We start from the raw sequence: 26976 nt of genomic DNA, 5'->3' as shown, positions 1-26976 counted from the left end.
AGCGTCACCGTGGTGCCCGGCCGCGCGGTCGCAGACCGCTCCCCCGCCCCGGATCTCGCGCGCGGCGCCGTCCTGCTGCTGATCGCGGTGGCGAACGCGCACACCTTCGTGACCGACCGCGGGATCGGGGTGCGCGGCTATCCGCGCGACCTCACCGGTGCGGACGGGCTGGTCGCCGCGGTGCAGCTGGTGTTCGTCGACGGCCGGGCGTACCCGATGTTCGCGCTGCTGTTCGGCTACGGCGCCGTCACGCTGGCCCGCCGACGGGCCACCGGCGACCCGGACGAGGGGGCGGCTCTCGTCCGGCGGCGCGGTCTCGCGCTGTTCGCGATCGGTGCCGCGCACGCGGTCCTGCTGTGGTCCGGCGACGTCGTCGCCGCCTACGGGCTGCTCGCGGTGCTGCTGGCCGGTCTGCTGGTGCGCGGCAGCACGACGGCCCTGGTCGCGACGGCGGCCGGCACCGTCACCGTGGCCTGCCTGCTGCACCTGCCGGTGGCGCTGACCGATGCCGACGTCGCGTCGTCGTCGCCGTCGCTGGTCGAGCCCTCGGTGTTCGCAGCGGCCGCGGACCGGTTCGGGGAGTGGCTGTTCGGCTACCTGCCGGTGAACGCGCTCGCGCTGGCCGGCGCGGTCGCTGCCGGAGTGCTCCTGGCGCGGGCCGGCTGGCTCGACGACCCGGTGCGCCACCGGCGTCCGCTGACCTGGCTCGCCGCTGCCGGGGCGGGCGCCGGGATCGCGGGCGGGCTGCCGCTGGCGCTCGTCGCCGCCGGGGTGTGGACGCCGTCGCTCGGGCCCGCGCTGCTGGCCGGCGGGGCGCACGCGGTGTCCGGCTACGCCGCCGGGGCCGGCTACGCCGCGATCGCCGGCCTGGTGGCCGGGCGCTGGGCGCGGTCCGGCAGCCGCACCACCCGCGCCGGCGCCGGGTCACCGGGCACCGACGCCGGTGCGTCGAGCACCCACGCCACGGTCCCGATCCCGGTCTCGCCCGCCGCCGGCGCTCACACGCCCGCCGGAGCCGGTCCGGGCCCGGTCGGGCGGGCGCTGCTGGCGACCGGGCAGCGGTCGCTGTCGGCGTACCTGGCCCAGTCGGTGGCGTTCGTGGCGCTGTTCCCCGCGTGGACGCTCGGGCTCGGGTCCGGGCTGCCGGTGTGGGCGGCGACGCTGTGCGGGATCGGCGTGTGGCTGGTGAGCGTGCTGGTGGCCGCCGCGTCGGCCCGCGCCGGGTGGCGGGGCCCCGCCGAGGTGGCCCTCCGCCGCCTCACCGACGGCCGCGGCCGCGCCGCCCGGCGGCCGGACGCTCCCGAGCCCGGCTGACGCTCAGGTGCGGCGGCGGGAGGTGACGACGCCGGTGTTGAACCCGGCCAGGTGCAGGCCGCCAGCGAACCGGGCGTGCTCGACCTTGAGGCAGCGGTCCATCACGACCTCGAGCCCGGCCTCCTCCGCGCGGCGCGCCAGGTCCTCGTCGAACAGCCCGAACTGCAGCCAGAAGGTGCGCGGGAGCGGCTGCTCCGCCGTCCCACGCAGCGCGAGGACCTCGTCGAGGACCCCGCCGAGGTCCGCGGGCTTGCGGAACACGTCGACCAGGTCCGGGACGACCGGCAACGCGTCCAGGGACGGGTACACCGGCCGGCCGAGGATCTCGTCCGCCATCGGGTTGACGAAGTAGACCTCGAACCCGGTGGAGCCGAGCAGGTAGGTGGCGACGAAGTTGCTGGCCCGCGACGGGTTCGGCGACGCCCCCACCATCGCGACGGTCCGGGTCTCCGAGAGGATCTGCGCGCGCCGCGCGGCGGACGGGTTCTCCCAGGTCATGCGCCTTCTCCCTTGCTCGCCGCGGTCAGCGCCTGGTCGAGGTCCCAGATGATGTCGTCCGGGTCCTCCAGGCCGACCGAGATCCGGATCATGTCGGCCGGCACACCGGCGCTCGTCAGCTGCTCCGGGGTGAGCTGCTGATGGGTGGTCGACGCCGGGTGCAGGACCAGGGTGCGGGCGTCGCCGACGTTGGCCAGGTGGCTGCACAGCTGCACCGACTCGATGAACCGGGCACCCGCGCTCCGTCCGCCCCGCACGCCGAACGCGAACACCGCGCCGGGGCCGTCGGGCAGGTAGCGCGCGGCGCGCTCGTGGTGCGGGTGCGACGGCAGGGCCGGATACGTCACGTACTCGACCCGCGGGTCGGCCGCCAGCCAGTCGGCGACCACGCGGGCGTTGGCGACGTGCTGGTCCATCCGCTGCGGCAGCGTCTCCACCCCCTGCATCAGCAGGAACGCCGAGTGCGCGGACAGCGAGGCACCGACGTCGCGCAGCTGCTCGGCGCGCAGCTTGGTGAGGAAGCCCAGCTCCTGGAAGTTGCCCCACCAGGACAGCCCGCCGTAGGACGGCACCGGCTCGGTCATGCCCGGGAAGTTGCCGTTGCCCCAGTCGAACGTCCCCGCGTCGATCACGACCCCGCCCAGGGTGCTGCCGTGCCCGCCGAGGAACTTGGTCACCGAGTGGATGACGATGTCGGCCCCGTGCTCGATCGGCCGGCACAGGTAGGGCGTGGCCAGCGTGGCGTCGACGATCAGCGGGACGCCCGCGGCGTGCGCCACCTCGGCGAGCCCGGCGATGTCGGCCACCTCGCCGCCCGGGTTGGAGACGACCTCGCAGAACACGAACTTCGTGTTCGGTGCGATCGCGGCGGCGTAGTCGGCCGGGTCGGTGCCGGGGACGAAGGTGGTGTCCACCCCGAAGCGGCGCAGCGTCACGTCGAGCTGGGTGATCGTTCCGCCGTACAGCCCGGCCGCGGCGACGGCGTGGTCCCCGGCGCCGGCGAGCGCGGCGAAGGTCAGGAACTCCGCGGCCTGCCCGCTGGCCGTGCAGACCGCGCCGATGCCGCCGTCCAGGCTGGCCAAGCGCTCCTCGAGCGCGGCGACCGTCGGGTTCGCGATCCGCGAGTAGATCAGCCCGTACTTCTGCAGCGCGAACAGCGCGGCGGCGTCGTCGGTGTCGCGGAAGACGTAGCTGGTGGTCTGGTGGATCGGGACCGCCCGCGACCCGGTCGCCGCGTCCGGCACCGTCCCGGCGTGCACGGCGCGGGTACGGAAGCCCCACGCCCGGTCCTGCTGATGTTCGTCGCCCACTCCCCCATCCTGCCTCCTGACGGGCCGCCGCGGTTCTGGGTACCGTCCGTGACGTGAAGATCGACGCACGGCTGCGGGACACACTGGACACCGTGGCCCGGGACGTCCGGGTCTGCGAGGAGATCGGCTACGACGGCGCCTGGAACGGCGAGAACCGCGCCGACGGGTTCCTCCCGCTGGTACTGGCGGCCGAGCACTCGACCCGGCTGCAGGTCGGCCCGTCGGTGGCGATCGCGTTCGCCCGCACCCCGATGACGGTCGCCTACCCGGCCTGGGACCTGCAGCGGTACTCGCGGGGCCGCCTCGTGCTCGGTCTCGGCAGCCAGATCCGCCCGCACGTCACCCGCCGGTTCTCGATGCCGTGGTCACGTCCCGCGGACCGGATGCGCGAGTTCGTCGTCGCGCTGCGCGCGATCTGGGACGGCTGGGCGACCGACGAGCCGGTCGCGCACCGCGGCGAGTTCTACGACCACTCACTGATGACGCCCGCGTTCGTGCCGCCGGAGAACCCGCACGGCCCGCCCGCGGTGTTCCTCGCCGCCGTCGGCCCGCGGATGCTGAAGGTCGCCGCCGAGGTCGCCGACGGCCTGTTCGTCCACCCGTTCTGCACCCGACGCTACCTGGAGGAGGTCATCGCCCCGACGGTCGCCGCGCACCGGCCGGCCGGGGCGGCACCGCTGGAGATCGCGCTGTCGCCGTTCGTCGCGCTCGACGAGGCCGAGCTGGCCGAGGTCCGGCGGCGGATCTCGTTCTACGGCTCCACCCCCGCCTACCGCCCGGTGCTCGACCTGCACGGCCGCGGGGACCTGCAGGACGAGCTGAACCGGCTGTCCAAGCAGGGCCGCTGGGACGACATGGTCGGCCTGGTCGACGACGAGCTGCTCGACCTCATGTGCGCCGCCGGGGACCCGGCCGAGGTCGCCGCCGGGCTGCGCCGGCGCTGGGGCGCGACGGCCGACCGGCTCCGGTTCACCGTGCCCGGCGAGACCCCGCCACCCGAGCGGTTCGCCGAGCTGGTGACCGCGCTGCGGACGGGCTGATCAGCTCTTCCCCGTGGCCGGCACCCGGACCAGGCCCTCCTGCATGCAGGTGGCGACCAGCCGGCCGTCGGCGGTGAAGAAGCGCCCGCTGCCGAGCCCGCGGCCACCGGACGCGGCCGGCGAGAAGCACTCGTAGAGCAGCCACTCGTCGGCGCGGAACGGCTCGTGGAACCACATCGCGTGGTCGAGGCTGGCCATCTGCAGCTCGGTCGAGGGCACGTCGTGCCGGGCCGGGACCGAGCCGAGCAGGGTCAGGTCGCTGGCGTAGGTGAGCAGGCAGACGTGCAGCAGGTCCTCGTCGGGGAGCGTGCCGTCGGCCCGGAGCCACAGCCGCATCGGCTCGTCGCTCGGGCCGGTCCGCCGCGGCGACCACGTCGGCTCGTCGATCAGCCGGATGTCCAGCGGCCGGGGCAGCCGGGCGAGGTATCCCCCCTCGCCGCGCAGCGAGCGGGTGGCCAGGTCGTCGACGTCGGTCGGGGCGGGGACCCCGGCCGGCATCGGCTCGGTGTGCCACAGCCCGTGCTGGGCCAGCTGGAACGACGCGGAGAGCGCGAAGATCGCCTCGCCGCGCTGGATCGCCCGCACCCGCCGGGTCGTGAACGACCGGCCGTCGCGGATCCGCTCGGTCTCGTAGACGATCGGGATCCGCGGATCCCCGGGGCGGATGAAGTAGGCGTGCAGCGAGTGCACCCGCCGGTCGGCGGGCACGGTCCGCCCGGCCGCGACGAGCGCCTGCCCGGCGACCTGGCCGCCGAACACCCGGGGCAGCGACACCGGCGGGCTGACCCCGCGGAAGAGGTTGTCCTCGAGCCGTTCCAGGTCCAGCAGCGCGACCAGGTCGTCGAGGACGGCCTGGCCGCGCGGGATGCCGTCGGCGGCGGTCTCCCGCGCCGGCGACTCGGGATCGGAACTCACGGGATCGGCACTCACACGGGGTGAGTCTGCCAGCCCGGTCCCTGTCCCGATCTCAGGTCAGGTCGTCCTCGCCCAGCCGGTGCACCCGGATCAGGTTGGTCGAGCCGACGGTGGCCGGCGGCGATCCGGCGACGATGACCACGAGGTCGCCCGGCTTGAACCGGCCGATCGAGAGGATCGCGTGGTCGACCTGGCGGACCATGGCGTCGGTCGAGTCGACCTTGTCCACCAGGAACGTCTCCACGCCCCAGGTCATCGCCAGCTGGCTGCGCACCGCGGGCTCCGGGGTGAAGGCCAGCAGCGGCAGCCGGGTGTGCAGCCGGGACAGCCGCCGGACGGTGTCGCCGGACTGCGAGAACGCGACGAGCGCCCGCGCCGAGAGCCGCTCGCCGATGTCGCGCGCGGCGTAGGACAGCACGCCGCGCTTGGTGCGCGGGACGTGGTTCAGCGGCGGGACGTCCGCCGGCCCGGCCTCCACGGCCTCGACGATCTCGGCCATCGTGCGGACGGTCTTGATCGGGTAGCGGCCGACGCCGGTCTCCCCGGAGAGCATCACGGCGTCGGTGCCGTCGAGCACGGCGTTCGCGACGTCCGAGGCCTCGGCCCGGGTCGGGCGCGAGCTAGTGATCATCGACTCCAGCATCTGGGTGGCGACGATGACCGGCTTGGCGTTCTCCCGGGCGATCTGCACCGCGCGCTTCTGGACCAGCGGCACGTTCTGCAGCGGGAGTTCGACGCCCAGGTCACCGCGGGCGACCATGATGCCGTCGAAGGCCAGCACGATGGCCTCGAGGTTGTCGACGGCCTCCGGCTTCTCCAGCTTGGCGATCACCGGGAGCCGGCCGCGGCCGGCGTTGTCCATGATCTTGTGGACGAGGTCGATGTCGGCCGGGCTGCGCACGAAGGACAGGGCGATCACGTCGACCTGCAGCGACAGCGCGAACTCCAGGTCGGCGACGTCCTTCTCGGACAGCGCCGGCACCGAGATGTTCATCCCGGGCATCGACAGGCCCTTGTTGTCCGAGACCGGCCCGCCCTCGGTGACCCGGCAGACGACGTCGTTGCCCTCGACGCCGACGACCCGCAGGCCGACCTTGCCGTCGTCGACGAGCAGCCGGTCGTCGACCCGGGCGTCCTGGGCGAGGCCCTTGTAGGTGGTGGAGACGCGGTCCCGGGTGCCGGGGACGTCGTCGACGGTGATCCGCACCTCCTCACCGGTCTGCCACTCACAGGGGCCCTCGGCGAACCGCCCGAGGCGGATCTTGGGGCCCTGCAGGTCGGCGAGGATCCCGACGGCGCGGCCGCTGGCGTCCGCGGCGGCGCGGACCATGTCGTAGACGCGCTTGTGGTCCTCGCGGTCACCGTGGCTGAAGTTCAGCCGGGCCACGTCCATCCCGGCGTCGACGAGGTCCCGGATCCGGTCGGGGGTCGCCGTGGCCGGACCGATGGTGCAGACGATCTTGGTTCGACGTGTCACGCGGACCAGGGTAGCGCCGTACTGGAACGATCAGGATCCGGCGGTGCGGCGGGTCGGTGTCCGATTCGTGGATCTCGGGGTGCGGGAGGATGACGGTGTGCGCGCGCTCCCCTTCGTCCTCGCCCTGGTGCTCAGCGTCCTCGTGCTGTTCACCCCGGCGTCGGGGGTGCCGACGGCGCCGCCGGGCACCGACAAGGTCGTCCACCTGCTGCTGTTCGCCGCGCTGGCGGTGACCGGGCGGGTCGCGGGACTGCCCGCCCGGCCGCTGCTCGCCGGGCTCGTGCTCTACGCCGTGTTCTCCGAGGTGCTGCAGGCCCTGCTCCCGCTCGGCCGCAGCGGGGATCTCGCCGACGTCGCGGCCGACGTGCTGGGCGCCGGGCTCGGGCTGGCGGTGGCCGCCGGGGCCGGGGCCCTGCGGCGGCGCCGCTCCCGCCCCGCGGACCGGCCGGCGCGCCCCGCGGATCAGCCGGTCGACCCGCCCTCCCCGCTCGCGTAGCGCATCAGCGTCCCGGCGATCGCCTTCGTGTAGCGGTCGAGCTTGGTCCGGTCGACGTTGTCGAGCGTGTCGCAGGCCTGGTGGTAGCAGGGGTCGTGGATCTCGCCGGCCTGCCCGCCCCACTTCCGGGCCTGCTCGGCGGTCTTGATCTCGGAGTCCCCGGTGACCGCGGCCGTGGTCGGGATCCCGGCCTCGGCGAAGTAGTAGTCGTCGTCGCCGTAGAGCGCCATCCGCTCCGGCTCCACCCCGGTCTTGCTGAGCTCCTCGTACAGGACCTCGGCGGCCTCCTCCGACCCGGGCGGGCCGGTCTCCTCCTCGTCCTCGCCGACCCCGCCCTGGACGTAGTAGCCGCCGTTGACCGAGCCGAGCATGTCGGCGTTGAGATAGAGCCGGTGGCCGTCCCGTTCGGCGCGGGACAGCTCGCGCACGTAGCTCCGGGACCCGAGCAGGCCCTCCTCCTCGCCGCCCCAGAGGCCGAACGCCACGGTGTCGCGCAGGCCCTCCGGGCTGCCCCCGAGCCGGGTCGCGATCTCGAGCATCGCGGCGACGCCGGAGCCGTCGTCGTTGATGCCCGGGCCCTCGGTGACCGAGTCCAGGTGCGCTCCGGCCAGCACCACGGACTCCGGGTCGCCGGTGCGGGTGCGGGCGACGACCTGGCGCAGCTCGTCGCCCCGGTCGGACTCGTAGAGCGGGGTCTCGACGTCGAACCCGGCCGTGCGCAGCACGCCGACCACGTAGTCGACCGACGCCTCGTACCCCGGGGTCCCCTCGGCGCGGTTGCCGCCGTTCTCGTCGGCGATCCGCTGCAGCGCCTCCAGGTGGACCCACGCCGCGTCAGCCGACACGGCGGCGGACAGCTGGCCCGCGAGCGCGTTCCCCGGTGGCGGGGCGGCGGGCGGCTGTGTGGAGGTGGCACCCGAGCAGGCGGTGAGGACGAGTGCGCCGACGACGGCCAGGGCGGCCACACGGCCCCTGTCCACCCCGCCGCGGGCCGGCCACCATCGGTGCGGCCGGACCTGCCACCCGCGCACCCGGTCCCTCACGTGTCCGCCGCCCATACCGCTCCCCCAGCGTCGTCGCCTGTTCGGTGTTCGGACCCACCCGGTCAGAAGGTTCGGGCGGTTCGTCCGGGGCGAAACGGTCGCACAGGGAGACGGCGTGCGCGATATGGGTCACCCGGTCTCGTTACCGGCGGGGCAGCTCCGATGACCCCACGTGATCATCCAGCCAGTCCGCGACCGGGCGGGCGGTGCGCCAGACCGTGCGGACCCGGTCCCGGGCCCGCGGGCCGTGCAGCACCCCGTCCGGCGGCCAGCGACGGGAGACGTAGAGCCCCTTGTGCCGCAGCAGGTCCAGCCGGGGATGGTCGGGGTCGGTGCCGCGCGGGCGGGTCTTGAGCTGCTCCCCGTCGACGGTCAGGCCGTCGGCTTCGGCGGCGGCCAGCCGGGCGCGCAGGTCCTCGCCGCGGCGCTCGTCGTCGACCGCCGTGCGGTAGCGGGACACCTGGTCGGGGGCCATCACGTAGTAGCCGCCCGCGGCCAGCATTCCCTCGGACGAGACCTCGACGTAGAACGGTGCCGTGTAGCCCCCGCAGTGCGTCTTGAACGGCGTCTTGTCGTGCGAGAACCGGACGTCGCGGTACGGGCGGAAGACTTTTCCGGGGCCGAACTCGGGCTCCAGGTCGTCGAGCAGCGCCAGCATCGGCCCGCGGACGTCGCGTTCGTAGACCTCGCGCTGGTCGGTCCAGTAGGCCCGCGAGTTGTCGGCGAGCAGGCCGTCGTAGAACTCGACGGCGCCCTCGCCGAAGCCCGCGAAGGCGCTCATCCGCCCTCGCGCCCCGGAGACTCGGCGGGGTCGGCCGGCTCGGCCTCCGGATCGGGCTGGTGGAAGTCCTCCCGGCCCTTCGGGGCGACGACGAGGTAGACCACGGCCCCGAGGAACACCACCGCGGAGACGACGACGTTGATCCGCACGTCACCGAAGACGGTCGTCGCCGGGTCGGTGCGCATCAGCTCGATGAAGAACCTGCCGAGCGTGTAGCCCGCGACGTAGACCGCGAAGGCCCGCCCGTGCCCGAGCCGGAACCGGCGGTCGGCGACCACCACCACGGCGGCGACCAGCAGGTTCCACAGCAGCTCGTAGAGGAAGGTCGGGTGCACGACGGCGATCGCCGAGCCGGTCGCGACCCCGCCGAGCGGGTCCTCCAGCCCGGTTCCCGGGTCGACCCGCCGGTAGATCTCCAGGCCCCACGGCAGCGTCGTCGGCCCGCCGTAGAGCTCCTGGTTGAACCAGTTCCCGAGCCGGCCGATCGCCTGCGCGACGACGATGCCCGGCGCCACGGCGTCGGCGAACAGCGGCAGCGGGACACCCGCCCGCCGGCAGCCGATCCAGGCACCGACCGCGCCGAGCGCGATCGCGCCCCAGATCCCGAGCCCGCCGTTCCAGATCGCCAGCGCGGCCCACGGGTCGCCACCGGGTCCGAAGTAGACGTGCCAGTCGGTGGCGACGTGATAGAGCCGGCCGCCGAGCAGGCCGAACGGCACCGCCCACACCGCGACGTCGAGCACCGTGCCGGCCCGCCCGCCGCGCGCGACCAGGCGACGCTCACCCCACCACAGGGCGACGGCGATGCCGGCGATGATGCAGAGCGCGTAGGCCCGCAGCGGGATCGGGCCGATGTGCCAGACCCCGCGGTCCGGGCTCGGGATGTACGCCGGGAGCATCCCGGCGGCGGTCGACAGCACCGCTCAGCTGCCGGTGCGGCTGCAGGAGGGGTGGAACCCGGCGGCGACCAGCCCGCGGACCGCGGCGGCCGGGTCCCCGCTGGTGACCAGGCCCTCACCGACGAGCACCGCGTCGGCGCCCCAGCCGGCGTAGGTGAGCAGGTCACCCGGGCCGCGGACCCCGGACTCCGCCACCTTGATCACGTTCGACGGCAGCCCGGGCGCGATCCGCCCGAACACCGAACGGTCCACCTCGAGGGTGTGCAGGTCGCGGGAGTTGACCCCGATGAGCTTCGCCCCGGCCTCCAGCGCGCGGTCGCACTCCTCCTCGGTGTGCACCTCGACCAGCGGGGTCATGCCGAGCGACTCGACCCGGTCGAGCAGCGACGCCAGCACCGGCTGCTCCAGCGAAGCCACGATCAGCAGCACGACGTCCGCGCCGTGCGCACGGGCCTCGTGCACCTGGTAGGGCGTGACGATGAAGTCCTTGCGCAGCAGCGGGACGTCCACCCGGGCGCGGACCGCGTCGAGGTCGGCGAGCGAGCCGCCGAACCGGCGCTGCTCGGTGAGCACGCTGATCACCCGGGCGCCGTTGTCCGCGTAGGCGGCGGCCAGCTCGGCCGGGTCCGGGATGTCGGCCAGGTCGCCCTTCGACGGGCTGGTCCGCTTCACCTCGGCGATCACGCCGACGCCGGGCTCGCGCAGCGCGGCCATCGCGTCCCGGGGCGGCGGGGCCGCCGCCGCCCGCTTCTTGATCTCAGCCAGGTCGACGGCCCGCTCGCGCTCGGCGAGATCCTCCCGGACACCGTCCACGATGGACTCCAGGACGCTGGGTACGCGTCCGCCGTCACCGTTCTGCCGGTCCACCGCGCGGTCCCCCCTCCGCTCGTCCGACGAGTCGTCGCCGGTCATGCTAGTTGTCACCCTCACGCGGCCCGACGGTCGGGTCGCCGCCCGCGTCGAGCCGCTCCCAGGCCGCACGGTCCGGGTCCGAGGGAGGCGCCGCCTGCGCCCCGGGGGCCGCGTAGCGCGACCCCAGCTTCGGCAGCCGCGGTTCGCGCACGACCAGCAGCACCGACGCCGCGACGGCGAGCACCCCGCCGGCGACGGCCAGCCACGGCCAGCCGGTCGCGGTCACCGCGCCGATCCCCTCCGGCGCCGCACCGGAGTTCAGCCCGGACCGGGCAGAGGCCAGCTCGACCGGCGTCGGGGGGACGGCCAGCAGCCGCAGCGTGAGCACGACGGCGGCCGCCGACGCGAGCCCGACCAGCACGCCGAGCACCCGGCGGGCGAGGCCGGACAGCGCCACGAGCGCCGCGACCGCCGCGGCCAGCAGCGCGGCGGCCGCGGTGACCACCGGCTGCAGCTGCGCCCCGGTCGCCGAGGCCTCCACGGCGCCGCGGGTCGCGGTCGGGACCTCCACGGTGAACCAGGCCGCGGTGCCCGAGCCCCACAGCGCGGCCGCGCCGGCGAGCAGGCCCGCGAGGACGATCGCGTACGAGCGCCGGTCGGTGCGCGGGTCCGCCCCGGCCGTCACGTCCGGGCCGCCCGCCGTCATGCGGGCTCCGGGACGTGCTCGTCCCGCGAGGCGGCGGGCGCCCGCAGCGACCCGGCCGCGGCCACGGCCGAGAGCACCGCCTTGGCCTTGTTCAGGCACTCGGTGTCCTCGGCGGCCGGGTCCGAGTCCGCGACGATCCCGCCGCCGGCCTGCACGTAGGCGGTGCCGTTGCGGATCATCGCGGTGCGGATCGCGATCGCGGTGTCGGCGTTGCCGGCGAAGTCGAGGTAGCCGACGATGCCGCCGTAGAGCCCGCGCCGGGTCGGCTCGAGCCGGTCGATCACCTGCATCGCGCGGACCTTCGGAGCGCCGGACAGGGTGCCCGCCGGGAAGCAGGCCAGCACCGCGTCGAACGCGTTGCGGCCCTCGCGCAGCAGCCCGGTCACCGTGGAGACCAGGTGCATGACGTGGCTGTAGCGCTCGACCTCGAAGAAGTTCCGCACCGTGACCGTGCCCGGCGTGCAGACCCGGCCCAGGTCGTTGCGCCCCAGGTCGACCAGCATCAGGTGCTCGGCGCGCTCCTTCTCGTCGCCGCGCAGCTCCTTCTCCAGCAGCAGGTCCTCCTCGTCGGAGGCGCCGCGCCAGCGGGTGCCGGCGATCGGGTGCGTGGTGGCGCGCCCGTCGAGCACGCTGACCAGGGCCTCCGGGCTGGACCCGACGATGGAGAACGGCGGGCCGCCGGCGACGTCGTCGAGCCGCAGCAGGTACATGTACGGGCTCGGGTTGGTGGTGCGGAGTACCCGGTAGACCTCGAGCGGGTCGGCCTCGCACGGCATCTCGAAGCGCTGTGAGAGCACGATCTGGAACGCCTCACCGGCCCGGATCTGCTCCTTCGCGTCCTCGATGACGGCGTGGTGCTCGGCCGGGCTGCGCCGGCGCAGGAACTCCGGCTCGCCCGCCCGCCGGTACACCGCCACGGTGCTCGGCGCGGGGATGCCCAGCTCCCCGGTCATCCGGTCCAGCCGGGCGACGGCGTCGTCGTAGGCCTCCTCGACCCGGGAGTCGCTGGCGTCCCAGTTGATCGCGTTCGCGATCAGCGTGACGGTGCCCTCGTGGTGGTCCAGCGCGGCCAGGTCGGTGGCCAGCAGCATCACCAGCTCGGGCAGGCCCAGGTCGTCGGTCGCCGGGTCGTCCGGGTCGGCGATCCGCTCCACCCGCCGCACGACGTCGTAGCCCAGGTAGCCGACCATCCCACCGGTCAGCGGGGGCAGGCCGGGCAGCGGCTCGGAGTGCAGCTCGGTGATCACCGTGCGCAGCGCCTCGAGCGGGTCGCCGGTGGTGGGCAGGCCCTCGGGGACCTCACCGGTCCAGCGCACGTCGCCACCGACCGCGGTCAGCGCGGCGGCGCTGCGGGCACCGACGAACGACCAGCGCGACCAGGAGCGGCCGTTCTCCGCGGACTCGAGCAGGAAGGTGCCCGCCCGGTCCCCGGCCAGCTTGCGGTAGACCCCGATCGGGGTCTCGTCGTCGGCCAGCAGCCGACGGGTCACCGGGATGACCCGGTGCGCGCGGGCGAGCTCGCGGAACTCCTCGCGGGTCGGGCTCACCTCGCCCAGCGCGGCGGCCGCGGGGACGGGCAGGGTGCCGGGCGTCACGGTCATGCGACGCATTCTCCCCGACCGTGACGGGCCGGGTCGCGGGGGTGAGGATGAGGTCCATGAGTGCGCCACCCGACGATCACGCCCCGGGGCGCCGGCGGCGCGGGCCGCGGTCGGCCGGCACCGACACCCGGGCCGCGCTGCTGTCCGCGGCCCGCGACGAGTTCGCCGCGCGCGGCTTCGACGGGGCCACCGTGCGCCGGATCGCCGAGCGCGCCGGGGTGGACCCGGCCATGGTCAACCACTGGTTCGGGGGCAAGGAGGCGCTGTTCGCCGCGACCCTGGAGATGCCACTGGACCCGCGGGCGATCCGGAGCGAGATCCTCGGGGGCGTCCCGGACGCGATCGGCGCGCGGATCGTCGGCCGGTTCCTCACGGTCTGGGACGGTGGCACCGACGGCAGGGCCGCCGACGGCGGGGCGATGGCCGCGTTGCTGCGCAGCGTCACCACCCGCGACCTCGCCGCGCGGACGCTGCGCGAGTTCGTGACCCGCGCGCTGCTCCGCCCGGTCGTCGAGCGGGTCTCCCCGGACCGGCACGCCGAGCGGGGCGCGCTGGTCGCCACCCAGCTCGTCGGGCTGGCGATGGTCCGCTACGTGCTCCGGCTGGAGCCGCTGGCCTCCGCGGCCCGCGACGACGTCGTGGCCGCCGTGGGCCCGACCGTGCAGCACTACCTGACGGGGAACCTGGGGTCGACGAACCCGGACTCGTAGGCGGCAACGACGGCCTGGGTCCGGTCCCGGCTCCCGGTCTTGGCGAGCACCGCGCCCAGGTGCGCCCGCACGGTCCGGGCGTCGGTGTGCAGCTCCGCGGCGACCTCGGCGTCGGTCAGCCCGCGGGCCACCCGGCGCAGCACCGCGCCCTCACGGTCGGTGAGCCCGGCGCCGGCGAGGGCGTCCCCGCCTGCCGTGGTGAACCCCGCGACGAGCTCGCGGACCGCGGCCGGGAACAGCAGCGACTCCCCCGCCGCGACGACGCGCACGGCGCGCAGGACGTCACGCGGCGGGGTCCGCTTGAGCAGGAACCCGTCGGCTCCGGCGCGCAGCGCCTCGTAGACCCGCCGGTCGTGGCCGAACGTGGTGAGCACCAGGACACGGGGCGGGTCGGGGCGGCGCACGAGGTCGCGGGTGGCGGTGACCGGGTCCGTCCCGGGCATCCGGACGTCCATCAGGACCACGTCCGGGCGGAGCCGGTCGACCAGGGCCGGGATCGCGGAGCCGTCGGCCCCCTCGCCGACGACGGCGACGTCCGGGTCGGCCGCCAGCACGCCGCGCAGGCCGGCGCGGACCGGCTCCTCGTCGCCGACGAGCAGCACGCCGATGGACATCCGCCGCGGTCCTCCCGTTCTCGTCCTGCTCCTGGGCACACGATGCCACCGCCGGCCGGACGGGTCCGCCATCCCGCCCGGCGGGTCGCCCGTCCGACCCCGGCACGGGTGACACGGACCTCCGGTCCGTGCACAATCCGGCGACCAACTCGGTGGCGATATCGACGTCGTCCCTTGATCGACGCATCGATACTGCCTACTTTGTGCACATCACGAGGAGGTGAGCGCGTGGCACGTCCGCCCGTGGAACCGCCGGGAACCGTCTCGGCCGTGGCCGAGCCGGTCGCCGACCGGCTGCACGCCGCGCTGCGCACCGAGATCCTCGACGGCAGCCGGCCCGCCGGGGCGCGGCTGCGCGAGGAGGAGATCGCCGAGGCGCACGGCACCAGCCGCACGCCGGTCCGCGAGGCCATCCGCCGGCTCGTCGCCGACGGGCTGGCCGTGCTCACCCCGCACCGTGGCGCCGAGGTCGTGTCCTGGACCGAGGAGGACCTCGACGAGCTGTTCGACCTCCGGGTGCTGCTGGAGGGTCACGCCGCGGCCCGGGCGGCGGCCTCCGGACGGGCCGACACCGACCGGCTCACCGCGCTCTGCGACGCGATGGAGGCCCGGCGCCACCCGCCGGACCACGCCGAGATCACCCGGCTGAACCTGGAGTTCCACCGGGAGGTGCACCGGGCCGGCGGCCAGCGGGTGCTGCCCGACCTGGTCGGCCGGGTCGTCGAGGTCCCGCTGGTGCACCGCACCATCCGCCGCTACCGCCCCGAGCGGCTGGACGCCAGCTTCGCCCAGCACCGCGACCTGATCGCCGCCATCGAGGCCGGGGACGCCGACTGGGCGCGCGCGGTGATGACCGCGCACCTGCGCGCGGCGCGGGAGGTCGTGCGCGACACCTACCGGGACCCGCCGATCCCGACCCCGCCCGCCGCGCCGCACCGGCCGTCCCGCTGACCTCCGACGCCCGCCGCACCGTGCTGCACGTCCCGCCCGAACGACGAGGAGACCCCGTGGACCGACGACGATCCGCCGACCCCGACCCGGACGAGCAGACCGGCTCGTCCTCGCCCGCCGCACCGATCGCCCCGACGGGGGTGGACCCGGCCGCCGAACGGGAGCCGATCCGCTCCCCGTGGCTGTTCGCCGTGCTGTTCGCGCTCGTGCTCGTCGGGACCCCGCTGTGGTACCCGACCGGCGCGATCGAGCCCCTGGTGTTCGGTGTCCCGTTCTGGTTCGCGATCGCGGTGGCGACGACGGTGCTGTTCTCCGCGATGTGCTGCTGGATCTGCCTGCGCCGCTGGAACCTGGTCGAGCCCGTCGAGCAGGCCACCGGCGCACCGATCGGCCCGGTCCCCGGCGCCGACGACGCCGAGGACCACCGCACCGGGGGCCACCGCACCGGAGAGGACGTCCGATGACCGAGCTGACCTTCGCCGGACCCAGCGGGGTGCTGATCCTCAGCGCCTACGCGGTGCTGATGCTGCTGATCGGCTGGTGGGCCGGGCGTGGGCAGGGCGGCGGCGGCCGCACCGCCCGCGGTTACTACACCGCCGGTGGCGGCCTGGGGATGGTGACGCTGTTCTTCACCCTCTACGCCACCCAGTACAGCGGGAACTCGGTCGTCGGCTACGCGCCACAGGCCTACCGGTCGGGCTTCCTGTGGTGGCACTCGGTGCCCTTCATGATCGCCATCATCGCGGTCTACCTGCTGTTCGCCCCGCGCCTCTACGTGCTCGCGAAGCAGCAGCGGTTCGTCACCCCGACCGACTTCGTGCGGCACCGGTTCGGCAGCACCCGGCTGTGCCTGCTCACCGCCGTCGTGATGCTGTGGGGGCTCGGGAACTACGTGCTCGAGCAGCTCGTCGCGATGGGGCACGGCATCGCCGGGCTCACCGGCGAGACGGTGCCCTACGAGGTCGGCGTCCTGGTCTTCGTGGTCGTGATGCTGACCTACTCGTGGATGGGCGGGATGCGGGCGGTCGCGATGACCGACGTCATGCAGGGCATTGCGCTGCTGGTGGGGGTCGCGGTGCTCCTGATCGGAGCGCTGTACCTGGCCGGTGGCGGCCTCGGCTCGCTGACCACGTACCTGACCGAGACCGCGCCGGAGAAGGTCGGCGTGCCGGAGGGCTCGGACGCCGTCAACTGGCTGGCGATGATCGTCATGATCGGCTTCGGCGCCGCGGTCTACCCGCACGCCATCCAGCGGGTCTACGCGGCCCGCACCGAGCGCACCCTCAAGCGGTCCCTGGCCTGGATGGCCTGGATGCCGCTGGTCACCACCGGCGTCGTGTTCGTCGTCGGCCTGGCCGGGCTGCAGCTGTTCCCAGGCCTCGACACCGAACGGTCCGAGCAGCTCGTCGGCATGATCGCCAACGAGGTGGCCGGCGTGAACCTGTTCTTCTACCTGATGATGATCCTGCTGTTCGGCGGTGTCGTCGCGGCGATCGTCTCGACCGCGGACTCGGCGATCCTGTCGTTCTCCTCGATCGTGTCCTCGGACATCTACGGCCGGCACATCGCGCCGGACGCGCCGGAGAGCCGCAAGGTGCTCGTCGGCAAGCTCGCCGGGGTCGCCGCCGTCGCCGTCCTGCTGCTCCTCGCCTGGAACCCGCCGGGGACGCTGCTCAGCATCTTCGTGCTCAAGTTCGAGCTGATCGTGCAGCTGGCGCCGGTATTCATCCTCGGCCTCTACTGGAAGCGGATGGCCGCCGGACCGACGTTCTGGGGGATGCTCTCCGGCGCCGTCGTGGCCGGCGCCGCGACCCTGCTCGGGTTCGGGCCGTTCTACGGAGTCCCTGCCGGGCTCGTCGGTCTCGCCGTGAACGTCGCGATCTGCGTGATCGGGTCGCTGATGGTGGGTCGGTCCGCCGTCTCCGACGACGACGGGGACCGCACGGCGGCCACCCGGGCCTGACCGGCCGACGCCCGTCCGGTCGGGTCGCGTTCCGCGGAACGCGACCCGACCCGGCGTCGGACGCCGGGCGGGCACGGCCCGCGCCCCGCACACTGGGGTCGTGGTCGATCTGTCCTCCCGCCTCCCGGCCGTCGTCACCGACCGGCTCGCGGCCCTGCGGTCGCAGGTCGGGTCCGCGGTGTTCTCCCGGGTCGCCGGTGACGAGGGCCGCGGGCGGCGCAACCGGATCCTCGGCGCCGACGGGCCACGCTGGTTCGCCGAGGACGCCGCGATCAAGCGGGTGCACGGGGACGCGTCGATGTTCGTCGGCGGGCTGCGGGCGCTGCTGCTGCAGTCCCTGCACCCGCTGGCGATGGCCGGGGTCGCCGGGCACTCCGGGTTCCGCGGCGACCCGTGGGGGCGGCTGCAGCGCACGTCGTACTTCCTGGCCGCGACGACGTTCGGCCCGGCCACCGAGGCCGAGCGGGTCATCGCCCGGATCACGCGGGCGCACGCGTCGGTGCGCGGCGTCGCGCCGGACGGGCGGCCGTACTCGGCGTCCGACCCGCACCTGCTGCGCTGGGTGCACGTCGCCGAGATCGACAGCTTCCTCGCCGCGCACGACCGCTACGGCAGCCGGCCGCTCGACGACGCCGGGCGGGACGCCTACGTCGCCGACACCGCCTTCGTCGCCCGCAAGCTCGGGGTGCCCGACCCGCCGGAGACCGTGGCCGAGCTGGCGGCGCAGATCGAGGCCTACCGCCCGGAGCTCGCCGGCACCCCGGAGGCCCGTGACGCCGCCCGGTTCCTGTTGTGGGAACCGCCGCTGCCGCTGACGGCCCGGGTGCCCTACGGCGTGCTGGCCGCCGCGTCGGTCGGGCTGCTGCCACGCTGGGCACGGCTGCCGCTGCGGCTGCCGTGGCTGCCGGTCACCGAGGCTACCGTGGTGCGGGCCGGCGGGAACCTGATCACCGCGGGGATCCGCTGGGTGACCAGCGCGCCCCGGGACCCGAGCCCGCCCCCTATGCCTCCGGTGCACCCCTGAGCAGGACGTCGGTGTCGAAACAGGTGCGGGTGCCGGTGTGGCAGGCCGGGCCCTCCTGGTCGACGACGAGCAGCACCGCGTCGCCGTCGCAGTCCAGCCGGACCTCGTGCACGTGCTGGACGTGCCCGGAGGTGTCGCCCTTGACCCAGTACTCCTGCCGGGACCGCGACCAGTAGGTGCCGCGGCCGGTGGTCAGCGTCCGGTGCAGCGCCTCGTCGTCCATCCAGCCGACCATCAGCACCTCACCGGCCCGGGACTGCACGACCGCGCAGACCAGGCCGTCGGCGTCCCGCTTGAGCCGGGCGGCGATCGCCGGGTCCAGCGCGGACTCCGTGACTCGCAGGCTCATCGGACCTCCACTCCCCCGGCGCGCATCGCGTCCTTGACCTCGCCGATCCTCAAGCGTCCGAAGTGGAACACGCTGGCGGCGAGCACGGCGTCCGCGCCGGCCTTCACCGCCGGGGTGAAGTGCTCGACCGCGCCGGCGCCGCCGGAGGCGATCACCGGGACGTCGGCGACCTTGCGGACCGCGTCGATCATCTCCAGGTCGAACCCGGCGCGGGTGCCGTCGGCGTCCATCGAGTTGAGCAGGATCTCGCCGACGCCGAGCTCCTGGCCGCGGGCGGCCCACTCGACGGCGTCGACGCCGGCCGAGCGGCGCCCGCCGTGCGTGGTGACCTCGTAGCCCGAGGGCTGCGGCTGCCCGCCCTCGGGCACCCGGCGGGCGTCGACCGACAGCACGATGCACTGCGAGCCGAACCGGCGCGACATCTCGTGCAGCAGCTCCGGGCGGGCGATCGCGGCGGTGTTCACGCTGACCTTGTCGGCGCCGGCGCGCAGCATCCGGTCGACGTCGTCGGGGGTGCGGATCCCGCCGCCGACGGTCAGCGGTATGAACACCTGCTCCGCGGTACGGCGCACCACGTCGATCATCGTCCCGCGCTCCGACGAGGACGCGGTGACGTCGAGGAAGGTCAGCTCGTCGGCGCCCTCGGCGTCGTAGACCCGGGCCATCTCGACCGGGTCGCCGGCGTCGCGCAGCTCGCGGAAGTTGACGCCCTTGACCACCCGCCCGGCGTCGACGTCCAGGCAGGGGATGACGCGGACCGCGACGCCCATCAGGCGCCGACCTCCGCGACGGCCGCCAGGGCCTCGGGCAGGGTGAACCGGCCGGCGTAGAGCGCCTTGCCGATGATCGAGCCCTCGATCCGGACGCCGGTCGCGGCGACCTCGGCGAGCCGGACCAGGTCGTCGACCTCGGAGATCCCTCCCGACGCGATCACCGGCGCCGTCGTGGCCCGCGCGACCTCGGTGAGCAGCTCGACGTTCGGGCCGGCCAGGGTGCCGTCCTTGGAGACGTCGGTGACCACGTAGCGGGTGGCGCCGTCGCCGTCGAGCCGCTCCAGGGCCTCCCAGAGGTCGCCGCCGTCGGTGGTCCAGCCGCGGCCGGCGACCCGGCGCCGGCCGTCGATCATCTTGACGTCCAGCCCGATCGCGATCCGGTCACCGTGCTCGCCGAGCACCCGCCGGCACCACTCGGGCTGCTCCAGCGCGGCGGTCCCCAGGTTGAGCCGGGCCGCGCCGGTGGACAGCGCGCGGGCCAGGGACTCGTCGTCGCGGATGCCGCCGGACAGTTCCACCCGCACGTCCAGCTTCCCGACCAGCTCGGCCAGCAGCTCGGCGTTCGAGCCGCGGCCGAACGCGGCGTCGAGGTCGACCAGGTGCACCCACTCGGCGCCGTCGCGCTGCCAGGTCAGCGCCGCCTCCAGCGGCGAGCCGTAGCCGGTCTCGGTACCCGCCTCGCCCTGCACCAGTCGGACGGCCTGGCCGTCGACGACGTCGACGGCGGGCAGCAACGTGAAGCTCACCGCGCCAGGGTATCCGCGCGCGTCGTAGCGTCCGGGGGTGGCCGAGGGGGACAGCATCTTCCGGCTCGCGGCCCGGCTGGACGCGGCGACCGCGGGGGCGGTGATCGCGCGGTCCGACGTCCGGCACCCCCGCTGTGCGGGGGCCGACCTGGCCGGGCAGGAGATCAGCGGCTGGTCGCCGCGCGGCAAGCACCTGCTCCTGCGGACGACGGCCGGCTGGACCGTGCACTCGCACCTGCGGATGGCCGGACGGTGGTCGGTGCTGGGCCCGGGCAAGCGGCTGCCGACGGCGGTCGCGGCGGACCTGCGGGTCGCGCTGCACCTGGCGGACGGGCGCACGCTGGCGGGGATCGGACTGCCGGTGCTGGCCGTGCTGCGCACCGCCGACGAGCACACCGTCGTCGGGCACCTCGGGCCGGACCTGCTCGGGGCGTCGTTCGATCCCGGCGCCGCCGGGCCGCGGCTGCTCGCGGACCCGGGCCGGGCGGTGCTGGCGGCACTGCTGGACCAGCGCGTCGTCGCGGGGCTCGGGAACATGTGGGCGCAGGAGCTGCTGTTCCTGAACCGGATCTCCCCGTGGCGGGCCGCCGGCGCGGTGCCGGACCCCGCGGCGCTGCTGCGCCACGGCAGCGACCTGCTGTGCGACGCCGTCGCGGGCAACCCGGAGCAGAACACCACCGGGCGGGCCCGTCCCCGGCACTGGGTCTACGGCCGGTACCGGCGCCCCTGCCTGCGGTGCGGCACCGCGGTGGCGTTCGCGCCGCCCGGACGGACCCCGCACGGGCGCGAGACGTGGTGGTGCCCGCGTTGCCAGCGGTGAACCCGCCGGCGATTCGCCGCGCGGTCGTCGCCGGGGCGCCCTACGGTCCGGGAATGGATCTCTCCGGGGCGCGCACGCTGGTGGTCGGGGCGACGGGGGTGCTCGGCGACGCACTCGCCGGGGCACTGCGATCCGAGGGCGTGGTCCTCGCGCTGGCCGGGCGGTCGGCTCCCACCGCGCAGGACGACGAGCCGGTGTTCACGTTCGACGCGCTGGACCTGGAGCGGTGCGCGGCGGTCGTCGACGAGGCGGCGGACGCGCTCGGCGGGCTGGACCTGCTCGTCGTCGCGATCGGGGTCGCCGCGTTCGGCGAGAAGGCCGAGACCGACGTCGTCACCGAGCACCTGCTGACGGTGAACGCCCAGGCCCCGATGGCGTTCGGCCGGGCCGCGCTGCCGCACCTCACGGAGTCCGGCGGCACGCTGGCGATGATCTCGGCGATCCTGGCCGACGTGCCGACCCCGGGGATGGCGGCCTACTCGGCGTCCAAGGCGGCGCTGTCGGCGTGGCTCACCGCGACCCGCCCCGCGGTGCGCCGGCAGGGGGTCCGGGTGCTCGACGTCCGGCCGCCGCACATCGAGACCGGGCTGGCCGACCGCGCCGTCGCCGGGACCGTGCCGGACGGGATCAAGCCCGGGTCCGACGTCGACACCCTCGTCGGACAGGTGCTCGAGGCCCTGCGCGCCGACCGGCGGACCGTCACCTTCGATCTGAGGGCCGGCGAGTACGCGCTCGGGTGACTACCGGACCGAACCGAGCCAGTTCTGCAGGACCGCCGCGCCGGCGTCGCCGGACTTCTCCGGGTGGAACTGGGTGGCGGTCAGCGCACCGTTCTCGACGGCGGCGACGACGTCCTCGCCGTGGTGGGTCCAGGTGACCTTCGGCGCCGCGATCGCGTGCGAGGGCTCGAGCTCCCAGCGCCGCACGCCGAACGAGTGCACGAAGTAGAACCGGGTGTCGGGGTCGAGCCCGGCGAACAGCGTGCTGCCCTCGGGCACCGAGACGGTGTTCCAGCCCATGTGCGGCAGGACCTCCGCCTCGATGCGCTCCACCGTGCCCGGCCACTCGCCGCAGCCCTCGGTGTCCTCGTCGAACTCCACGCCGCGCTCGAACAGCACCTGCATGCCGACGCAGATGCCGAGCACCGGGCGGCCGCCGGCCAGGCGCCGGCCGATGATCTGTTCGCCGCGCACCGCGCGCAGCCCCTGCATGCAGGCCGCGAAGGCGCCGACCCCGGGCACGACCAGGCCGTCGGCCTCCAGCGCGGTGCCGAAGTCGGCCGTGACGGTGACGTCGGCACCGACGCGTTCGAGCGCCCGTTCGGCGGAGCGGAGATTCCCCGAGCCGTAGTCGAGGACGACGATGCGTGCCACGCCGTGAAGGGTAGACGGCTGTCCGTCACCCCCTGCTCGCCCGTGCGGGGTGAGACTCGGCGGGCTCGCGGCGTGGACCGCCACCGGGCACCCGGCGGAGTCCGGCGATCCGGCCGCGACGGCGGCCACGTTCACCCCGCACTGGCGTCCCGAGCTGCTCGCCACCCTCGACGAGGTGCGCGAGCTCAGCACCGCCGGCGACGTGTACGACGGGTCGCTGTCGGAGTGGACCGCCGACCCCGCGCTCCCGGTCGAGACGGGGTGAGGCTCACCCGGGGCGGGTGGTGCGCACGGTCGCGATCGCGCCCGCCCCGGCCGCGGCGACCAGACAGATGCCGACCGCCACCACCGGCAGAGCGGGGTCGAGCACCGGCCGGACGGGTGCGCCCGTGGCGACCGAGAGCCCGGACGCGACGGCCGCGAGCGGCGGGAGAGCCGCCGCCAGACCGAGCACCGCCCCCAGTCCCACCGCGCACGCGGACTCGAGCGCGACCAGCCCGGCCAGCCGCCGGCGGGTCGCCCCCGCCGCGGCGAGCACCGCCAGGTCGGGCCGGCGCGACCGGACGGTCGTGGCGATGCCGTTCACCACGGCGATCCCGCCGTAGCCGGCCGACACCGCGACCAGCATCGCCGCGAGCGCGCCGGTGAGCCGGGCGTCGACGGCGTAGTCGGCCAGCGCGTAGGCCTGCGCGTCCCGCGCGACGGCGCCGGTGGGCAACCGGACGGGCACCGCGGTCGCGGGCAGGAACGCGGTGTCGGTGAGCGCGCCCGGGTCGTGCGCGCGGGCGTCGGCCCGGGCGATCGCCACGTCCCCCCGGCGCTCGTCCGGCGGCAGTACCCGGCTCACCCGCAGCCCGACGGTGACGCCGTCGGCGAACCGGGCGGGCAGGACGTCCCCGGCGGCGACCCCGAGCCGGGCCGCGGCCGGCTCCGACAGCACCGTCTCCCCCGGTCGCACCAGCGTGGGGTCGTCGGAGCCGACCGCGTCCACGGCGACCGGACCCGCCGGGCCCGGCAGCGTCAGGACGGTGGGCAGCGGGATCCGGGCGCCGGGGACGGCGAGCGCGCGGGCCGAGGAGTCGGGCAGGCCGGGTGCGCCGTCCTGCTCGACCGCGACGGTGCCGGCCAGCGCGGCGGTCCGCTCGGCCGGGTAGGCGGCGGCCATCGTGTCGACGAGGCCGCCGATCAGCACCGCGAACCCGACCGCGACGATCACCGGGGCGGCGACGGCGGCGGTCCGGCGAGGCGAGTCCGACAGCTCGGCCCGCACCAGCATCGCGGTCGCGCCGGCGCCGGGCCCTCCGGCCCACCGGCCGAGCGGCGCGACGACGGCCAGCGGCGCGAGCAGCGCGGCGGCGACGACCAGTGTCGCGCCGGTCGCCAGCGCCGCGCCGATCCGTCCGTCGCCGTCGGTGCCCGCGGTGAGGACCGCGAGCCCGGCGGACGCGCCGAGCGCGACGAGGCCGGCGCCCAGCCGGGTACGGGTCACCGGCCGCTCCGGCGCCCGGTCACCGATCGCGTCGAGCGGTGCGGCAGCCGCCGCGGCCCGGGAGGCGAGGAGCCCACCGGCGACCGCCAGGGTCACCCCGACCGCCCCCGCCACGAGCAGCGGTCCGGGTGCCGGCCCGACCGGGGCGGGCCGGGTCGCGTCCGCGTCGACCAGCAGCCGGTGCAGCCACGGCGCGATCCCGGTGGCGGCGAGCATTCCGACGAGGGACCCGGCCGCGCCGGTGAGCGCGACCTCGCCCAGCACCGTCCGCCGTACCTGGGCGGGCGTCGCACCGGCCGCCCGGAGCAGGCCCAGCTCGCGTCGCCGTCCGGCGACGGTGGTGGCGACAGCCGCGGAGACGACGACGACCGTCGTCACCCCGGTCAGCAGGCCGAGCACCCCGAGCAGCTGGTCGCCCCGGTACCGGATCCGTGCGTCCTGCACCGGCTCGACGGCGCCGCGCTCGTCCCCGGTGAGGACGGTCGCACCGGGCGGGGCCGGCGGGACGGCGCCGAACACCCCGATCGTCCGGGCGCCCGGGGCCAGCCGGGCGGCCTCGTCGTCGGTGAGGTGGACCCCGGGGGCGTCGCTGATCCCGGTGACCCGGACCGGGCGGAGTGCGTCGGCGAACAGCACCGGCAGCGTGTCCCCGGGCGCGACGCCGAGCGAGCGGTCCACCACGGCCTCGCCGGACGCGCGGGGCGGCCGCCCGTCGAGCACCCGGTACCCGCCGAGGGCGAGGCTCGCGATCCCGTGCCCGCCCTCGGCGTTCTCGGGATCACCCCACGGACGTCCACCCGGCATCGGGACGGCCGGGAACGTGCGGTCCACGACCGCGGCCGTCACACCCGGTGCGGCGGCCAGCCCGGCCGCGAGCTCCTCGGCCACCGGGCCGCTCCACGGCACCCACCCGTGCGTGCGCGGGGTGCGTGACTCGGCCACCCGCGGCGGGACGACGAGCGCAGCCGTCTCCGCGAACCGGTCCTGCACCGCCGGCCGGGCCGCGGCGGCGCACAGCAGCACCGCACCCAGCAGACCCACCCCGACCGCGACCGCCAGCAGCGTCGCCACGAGCTCGCGCCACCGCGTGCGCAGGTTCGCCCACGCGATCATCGGACGGCCCCCGGTGCGACGCCGGCCGTCACCGAGGTGAGGCGGTGCGCGATCAGGGCGGCGCTCTCCGGCGCGCCCCGCCGCCCCGGCACCGCGAACCGGTCGGTGACCCGCCCGTCGCGCAGCACCACGACCTCGTCGGCGTGCGCGGCGGCCGCCGGGTCGTGGGTGACCAGGACGGTGGTGCCGCCGTGCACGTCGGTGTAGTGGCCCAGCAACCCGAGCACGGTGGCCGACGACGCCGAGTCCAGCGCGCCGGTCGGCTCGTCGGCGACCACCACGTCGGGCCGGGTCAGCAGGGCACGGGCGATCGCGACGCGCTGCTGCTGCCCGCCGGAGAGCTGCGCCGGCCGGTGACCGGCCCGGTCGGCGAGCCCCACCTCGTCCAGGGCGGCGCGCACCGCGGCGGCCCGCACCCGGCGCTCGGCCAGCCGGGCGGGCAGTGCGACGTTCTGCGCCGCGGTCAGCGAGGCGACCAGGTTGAACGCCTGGAACACGACGCCGACGTGCGCCCGGCGGAACAGCGTGCGCCGCCGTTCGGACAGCGTGCCGAGGTCGGTGCCGGCCAGCAGCACCCGGCCCGACGTCGGAACGTCCAGCCCGGCCGCGCAGTGCAGCAGGGTGGACTTCCCGGATCCGGACGGTCCCATCAGCGCGGTCACGGTCCCACCGGGAACGGTCAGCGAGACGCCGTCGAGCGCGGTCACCGGCGCGGTCCGGGCGGCGTGGTGCACCCGTCGCAGATCATGCAACTCGAGCACGGGTGGTTCGGTCGTCGCAGTCATGCCCGCGATCCGACCGCGCGGTCGTGCTCGGCGCGGTCATCCGGGGACGACAGCCGGGGTAGCCCCTGCACTACCGCGCTCCCCCGGCCCGATCACCTACGTTCGTCGTCGTGCGGATCGCGTCGGCCTGGCAGGCCATGGACCAGCAACCGCTGCGGTTCCTCGCAACGGGGTGGCCGTGGCGGTCGCTCGGCTACCTGGTCTCGGGCGCGGCGCTGGGCACGGTCGTGGTCGGCGCGTTCGCGATCCCGGCCTCGGGGCTGGTCCTCGGCGGGCCGGTGACCGCGGTCGCGACGGCGGTGCTGCTCGTCGCCGGTGTCCTCGCCGTCGGGCCGTGGCTGGCCGCGCTGGAGCGGTGGCGGCTCCGGCTGGTCGACGACGAGCCGCTGCGTCCCCCGCCGGACCCGCCGGGCCGGGCGACGGGCCGGTGGCGGTCCGGGCGGGCCTGGCGGGAGACGGGGTTCGCGGCGTTGTCGGTGACCGGGCTGGCCGGGCTGGACGCCTGCGTGCTCGGGTTCGCCGTCGTCGTGCCGGTCGTGCTGTTCGCCTCCCCGGTCGACGATCCGGCCACCTGGCCGCTGGTGATCATCGGCGTGCTCGTGCTGGCGGCCGGTCCGTGGACGGTCGCCGCCTGGGCGGGCGCACGGGCGACGCTGACCCGGACCGTGCTGGGACCCCGCGGCGCCGAGCTCGGTGCCGGTCTCGCCGACGTCGCGGCGATCCGGGAACGGCTCCTCGGCGCGTTCGAGACCGAACGCGCCCGGATCGAGCGGGACCTGCACGACGGGGCGCAGCAGCGCCTCGTCGCGCTCGGGGTGTCGCTGGGGCTGGCACGCCTGGACGCGGGTGAGGACACCGCGCTGGCCGCCCGGCTGGACGACGCCCGCGATCAGGTCTCCGCCGCGCTGACCGAACTGCGTGACCTGGTCCGCGGCCTCGACCCGCGGATGCTCGCCGACCACGGCCTCGCCGCCGCCGTGGACGACCAGGCACGCCGCTGCCCGATCCCGGTGACCGTGGACCTGCGCCTGCCGGAGCGGCTTCCCCCGCACGTCGCGAGCGCCGCGTACTTCGTGCTCACCGAGGCGCTCACGAACGTCTCCCGGCACAGCGCCGCGACGACCGCCACGGTGTCCGGCCGCTGGCACGCCGACCAGGTCGTGCTCGACGTCCGCGACGACGGACGCGGCGGCGCCGATCCCGCCGCCGGCTCGGGACTGGCCGGGCTGGCCGAACGGGTCGCGCTGGTCGACGGCCGGCTGCGGCTGTCCAGCCCGGACGGCGGGCCGACACTCGTCCACGTGGAGATCCCGTGCCGCTTCGCGTGATCGTCG

Annotated in this window: 29 protein-coding genes; 12 read left to right on the top strand and 17 right to left on the bottom strand. The window is 75.4% G+C overall.

The features are described 5' to 3' along the window. Positions 1-12 precede the first annotated feature (12 nt). The gene (locus tag WIS52_RS17785; protein ID WP_349299395.1) at positions 13-1314 is read left to right on the top strand and encodes a DUF418 domain-containing protein; all 1302 of its coding nucleotides are present in this window, start codon (positions 13-15) and stop codon (positions 1312-1314) included. Between the two features lie 3 nt (positions 1315-1317). Here the strand turns inward: WIS52_RS17785 and WIS52_RS17780 are convergent, their stop codons facing one another. Beyond that, the gene (locus WIS52_RS17780) at positions 1318-1812 is read right to left on the bottom strand and encodes a CoA-binding protein (protein WP_349299394.1); all 495 of its coding nucleotides are present in this window, start codon (positions 1810-1812) and stop codon (positions 1318-1320) included. Continuing rightward, the gene (locus WIS52_RS17775; protein ID WP_349299393.1) at positions 1809-3122 is read right to left on the bottom strand and encodes an O-acetylhomoserine aminocarboxypropyltransferase/cysteine synthase family protein; all 1314 of its coding nucleotides are present in this window, start codon (positions 3120-3122) and stop codon (positions 1809-1811) included. Before WIS52_RS17775 ends, WIS52_RS17780 begins: the two co-directional genes overlap by 4 nt. Before the next feature lie 53 nt (positions 3123-3175). Between WIS52_RS17775 and WIS52_RS17770 the strand changes: the two genes are divergently transcribed. Next, positions 3176-4162, top strand: a complete 987-nt coding sequence (locus WIS52_RS17770) for a TIGR03617 family F420-dependent LLM class oxidoreductase (protein WP_349299392.1) — start codon at positions 3176-3178, stop codon at positions 4160-4162. Here WIS52_RS17770 and WIS52_RS17765 read toward each other — a convergent pair whose 3' ends face one another. Both WIS52_RS17765 and pyk read right to left on the bottom strand, forming a co-directional pair. Then, positions 4163-5077, bottom strand: coding sequence for an acyl-CoA thioesterase (locus WIS52_RS17765; RefSeq protein WP_349299391.1), 915 nt, complete (start codon positions 5075-5077; stop codon positions 4163-4165). A 52-nt stretch (positions 5078-5129) separates the two neighbouring features. Next, the gene (pyk, locus tag WIS52_RS17760) at positions 5130-6554 is read right to left on the bottom strand and encodes a pyruvate kinase (protein WP_349299390.1); all 1425 of its coding nucleotides are present in this window, start codon (positions 6552-6554) and stop codon (positions 5130-5132) included. Positions 6555-6651: 97 nt separating this feature from the next. Here pyk and WIS52_RS17755 point away from each other — a divergent pair, with 97 nt between their 5' ends. Next, positions 6652-7050, top strand: a complete 399-nt coding sequence (locus WIS52_RS17755) for a VanZ family protein (RefSeq protein WP_349299389.1) — start codon at positions 6652-6654, stop codon at positions 7048-7050. On the opposite strand, the gene WIS52_RS17750 is transcribed toward WIS52_RS17755, so the two are convergent. From WIS52_RS17750 to WIS52_RS17725, 6 genes are all read right to left on the bottom strand, one after another. Next, a complete protein-coding gene (locus tag WIS52_RS17750; protein ID WP_349299388.1) occupies positions 7017-8015 on the bottom strand; it encodes a M28 family peptidase in 999 nt (332 codons plus the stop codon). The two genes, WIS52_RS17755 and WIS52_RS17750, sit on opposite strands and share 34 nt — an antisense overlap. A gap of 220 nt (positions 8016-8235) precedes the next feature. After that, positions 8236-8874 carry a DUF2461 domain-containing protein gene (locus WIS52_RS17745; protein WP_349299387.1) on the bottom strand — a complete coding sequence of 213 codons (639 nt, stop codon included), beginning with the start codon at positions 8872-8874 and terminating at the stop codon, positions 8236-8238. Then, positions 8871-9773: a prolipoprotein diacylglyceryl transferase gene (gene lgt / locus WIS52_RS17740; RefSeq protein WP_349299635.1), complete on the bottom strand. Its 903-nt coding sequence runs from the start codon at positions 9771-9773 to the stop codon at positions 8871-8873. The genes WIS52_RS17745 and lgt overlap by 4 nt, the downstream gene beginning before the upstream one ends. A 24-nt stretch (positions 9774-9797) precedes the next feature. Next, positions 9798-10685: an indole-3-glycerol phosphate synthase TrpC gene (gene trpC, locus WIS52_RS17735; protein WP_349299386.1), complete on the bottom strand. Its 888-nt coding sequence runs from the start codon at positions 10683-10685 to the stop codon at positions 9798-9800. A gap of 1 nt (position 10686) precedes the next feature. Further along, entirely contained in the window at positions 10687-11331 is a 645-nt protein-coding gene (locus WIS52_RS17730) for a Trp biosynthesis-associated membrane protein (protein ID WP_349299385.1), read from the bottom strand. Then, positions 11328-12932: an anthranilate synthase component I gene (locus WIS52_RS17725; protein ID WP_349299384.1), complete on the bottom strand. Its 1605-nt coding sequence runs from the start codon at positions 12930-12932 to the stop codon at positions 11328-11330. The genes WIS52_RS17730 and WIS52_RS17725 overlap by 4 nt, the downstream gene beginning before the upstream one ends. 56 nt (positions 12933-12988) lie before the next feature. On the opposite strand from WIS52_RS17725, the gene WIS52_RS17720 reads away from it, so the two are divergent. Then, positions 12989-13642: a TetR/AcrR family transcriptional regulator gene (locus WIS52_RS17720; protein WP_349299383.1), complete on the top strand. Its 654-nt coding sequence runs from the start codon at positions 12989-12991 to the stop codon at positions 13640-13642. On the opposite strand, the gene WIS52_RS17715 is transcribed toward WIS52_RS17720, so the two are convergent. Then, positions 13600-14256 (bottom strand): response regulator transcription factor, encoded by a 657-nt coding sequence (locus tag WIS52_RS17715; RefSeq protein ID WP_349299382.1) that lies wholly within the window; start codon positions 14254-14256, stop codon positions 13600-13602. The genes WIS52_RS17720 and WIS52_RS17715 overlap by 43 nt on opposite strands. A gap of 228 nt (positions 14257-14484) precedes the next feature. Between WIS52_RS17715 and WIS52_RS17710 the strand changes: the two genes are divergently transcribed. The 4 genes from WIS52_RS17710 (at position 14485) to WIS52_RS17695 (ending at position 18194) form a co-directional block, all read left to right on the top strand. Beyond that, a complete protein-coding gene (locus WIS52_RS17710; RefSeq protein ID WP_349299381.1) occupies positions 14485-15207 on the top strand; it encodes a GntR family transcriptional regulator in 723 nt (240 codons plus the stop codon). A gap of 56 nt (positions 15208-15263) precedes the next feature. Next, positions 15264-15671 (top strand): hypothetical protein, encoded by a 408-nt coding sequence (locus WIS52_RS17705; protein ID WP_349299380.1) that lies wholly within the window; start codon positions 15264-15266, stop codon positions 15669-15671. After that, positions 15668-17170: a sodium:solute symporter family protein gene (locus tag WIS52_RS17700; RefSeq protein ID WP_349299379.1), complete on the top strand. Its 1503-nt coding sequence runs from the start codon at positions 15668-15670 to the stop codon at positions 17168-17170. The genes WIS52_RS17705 and WIS52_RS17700 overlap by 4 nt, the downstream gene beginning before the upstream one ends. Before the next feature lie 100 nt (positions 17171-17270). Continuing rightward, positions 17271-18194 carry an oxygenase MpaB family protein gene (locus WIS52_RS17695; protein WP_349299378.1) on the top strand — a complete coding sequence of 308 codons (924 nt, stop codon included), beginning with the start codon at positions 17271-17273 and terminating at the stop codon, positions 18192-18194. On the opposite strand, the gene hisI is transcribed toward WIS52_RS17695, so the two are convergent. Genes hisI through priA form a run of 3 tightly spaced genes read right to left on the bottom strand, consistent with a single transcriptional unit; the run spans position 18172 to position 20062 of the window. Next, a complete protein-coding gene (gene hisI / locus WIS52_RS17690; protein ID WP_349299377.1) occupies positions 18172-18543 on the bottom strand; it encodes a phosphoribosyl-AMP cyclohydrolase in 372 nt (123 codons plus the stop codon). The genes WIS52_RS17695 and hisI overlap by 23 nt on opposite strands. Continuing rightward, on the bottom strand, positions 18540-19313 hold the full coding sequence (gene hisF, locus WIS52_RS17685) for an imidazole glycerol phosphate synthase subunit HisF (protein WP_349299376.1): 774 nt from the start codon (positions 19311-19313) through the stop codon (positions 18540-18542). The genes hisI and hisF overlap by 4 nt, the downstream gene beginning before the upstream one ends. Continuing rightward, positions 19313-20062 (bottom strand): bifunctional 1-(5-phosphoribosyl)-5-((5-phosphoribosylamino)methylideneamino)imidazole-4-carboxamide isomerase/phosphoribosylanthranilate isomerase PriA, encoded by a 750-nt coding sequence (priA, locus tag WIS52_RS17680; protein WP_349299375.1) that lies wholly within the window; start codon positions 20060-20062, stop codon positions 19313-19315. Before priA ends, hisF begins: the two co-directional genes overlap by 1 nt. Positions 20063-20099: 37 nt before the next feature. Here priA and WIS52_RS17675 point away from each other — a divergent pair, with 37 nt between their 5' ends. Both WIS52_RS17675 and WIS52_RS17670 read left to right on the top strand, forming a co-directional pair. Further along, complete coding sequence (locus tag WIS52_RS17675) at positions 20100-20882, top strand: DNA-formamidopyrimidine glycosylase family protein (RefSeq protein ID WP_349299374.1); 783 nt, start codon at positions 20100-20102, stop codon at positions 20880-20882. A 53-nt stretch (positions 20883-20935) separates the two neighbouring features. After that, positions 20936-21622 (top strand): SDR family NAD(P)-dependent oxidoreductase, encoded by a 687-nt coding sequence (locus WIS52_RS17670; RefSeq protein ID WP_349299373.1) that lies wholly within the window; start codon positions 20936-20938, stop codon positions 21620-21622. Here the strand turns inward: WIS52_RS17670 and hisH are convergent, their stop codons facing one another. Continuing rightward, positions 21623-22255 carry an imidazole glycerol phosphate synthase subunit HisH gene (hisH, locus tag WIS52_RS17665; RefSeq protein WP_349299372.1) on the bottom strand — a complete coding sequence of 211 codons (633 nt, stop codon included), beginning with the start codon at positions 22253-22255 and terminating at the stop codon, positions 21623-21625. A 49-nt stretch (positions 22256-22304) separates the two neighbouring features. Between hisH and WIS52_RS17660 the strand changes: the two genes are divergently transcribed. Next, complete coding sequence (locus WIS52_RS17660; RefSeq protein WP_349299371.1) at positions 22305-22520, top strand: hypothetical protein; 216 nt, start codon at positions 22305-22307, stop codon at positions 22518-22520. Positions 22521-22523: 3 nt separating this feature from the next. On the opposite strand, the gene WIS52_RS17655 is transcribed toward WIS52_RS17660, so the two are convergent. Both WIS52_RS17655 and WIS52_RS17650 read right to left on the bottom strand, forming a co-directional pair. Then, a complete protein-coding gene (locus WIS52_RS17655) occupies positions 22524-24857 on the bottom strand; it encodes an ABC transporter permease (RefSeq protein WP_349299370.1) in 2334 nt (777 codons plus the stop codon). After that, positions 24854-25642, bottom strand: coding sequence for an ABC transporter ATP-binding protein (locus tag WIS52_RS17650; protein WP_349299369.1), 789 nt, complete (start codon positions 25640-25642; stop codon positions 24854-24856). Before WIS52_RS17650 ends, WIS52_RS17655 begins: the two co-directional genes overlap by 4 nt. A 110-nt stretch (positions 25643-25752) precedes the next feature. Between WIS52_RS17650 and WIS52_RS17645 the strand changes: the two genes are divergently transcribed. Beyond that, entirely contained in the window at positions 25753-26970 is a 1218-nt protein-coding gene (locus tag WIS52_RS17645) for a sensor histidine kinase (RefSeq protein WP_349299368.1), read from the top strand. Positions 26971-26976 lie beyond the last annotated feature (6 nt).

The sequence above is a fragment of the Pseudonocardia nematodicida genome (genome assembly GCF_040105385.1).
Classification (GTDB): Bacteria; Actinomycetota; Actinomycetes; order Mycobacteriales; family Pseudonocardiaceae; genus Pseudonocardia; species Pseudonocardia nematodicida.
Note: the sequence above shows the minus strand (reverse complement) of the source record. Positions and strands in the feature narration are given on the sequence as shown.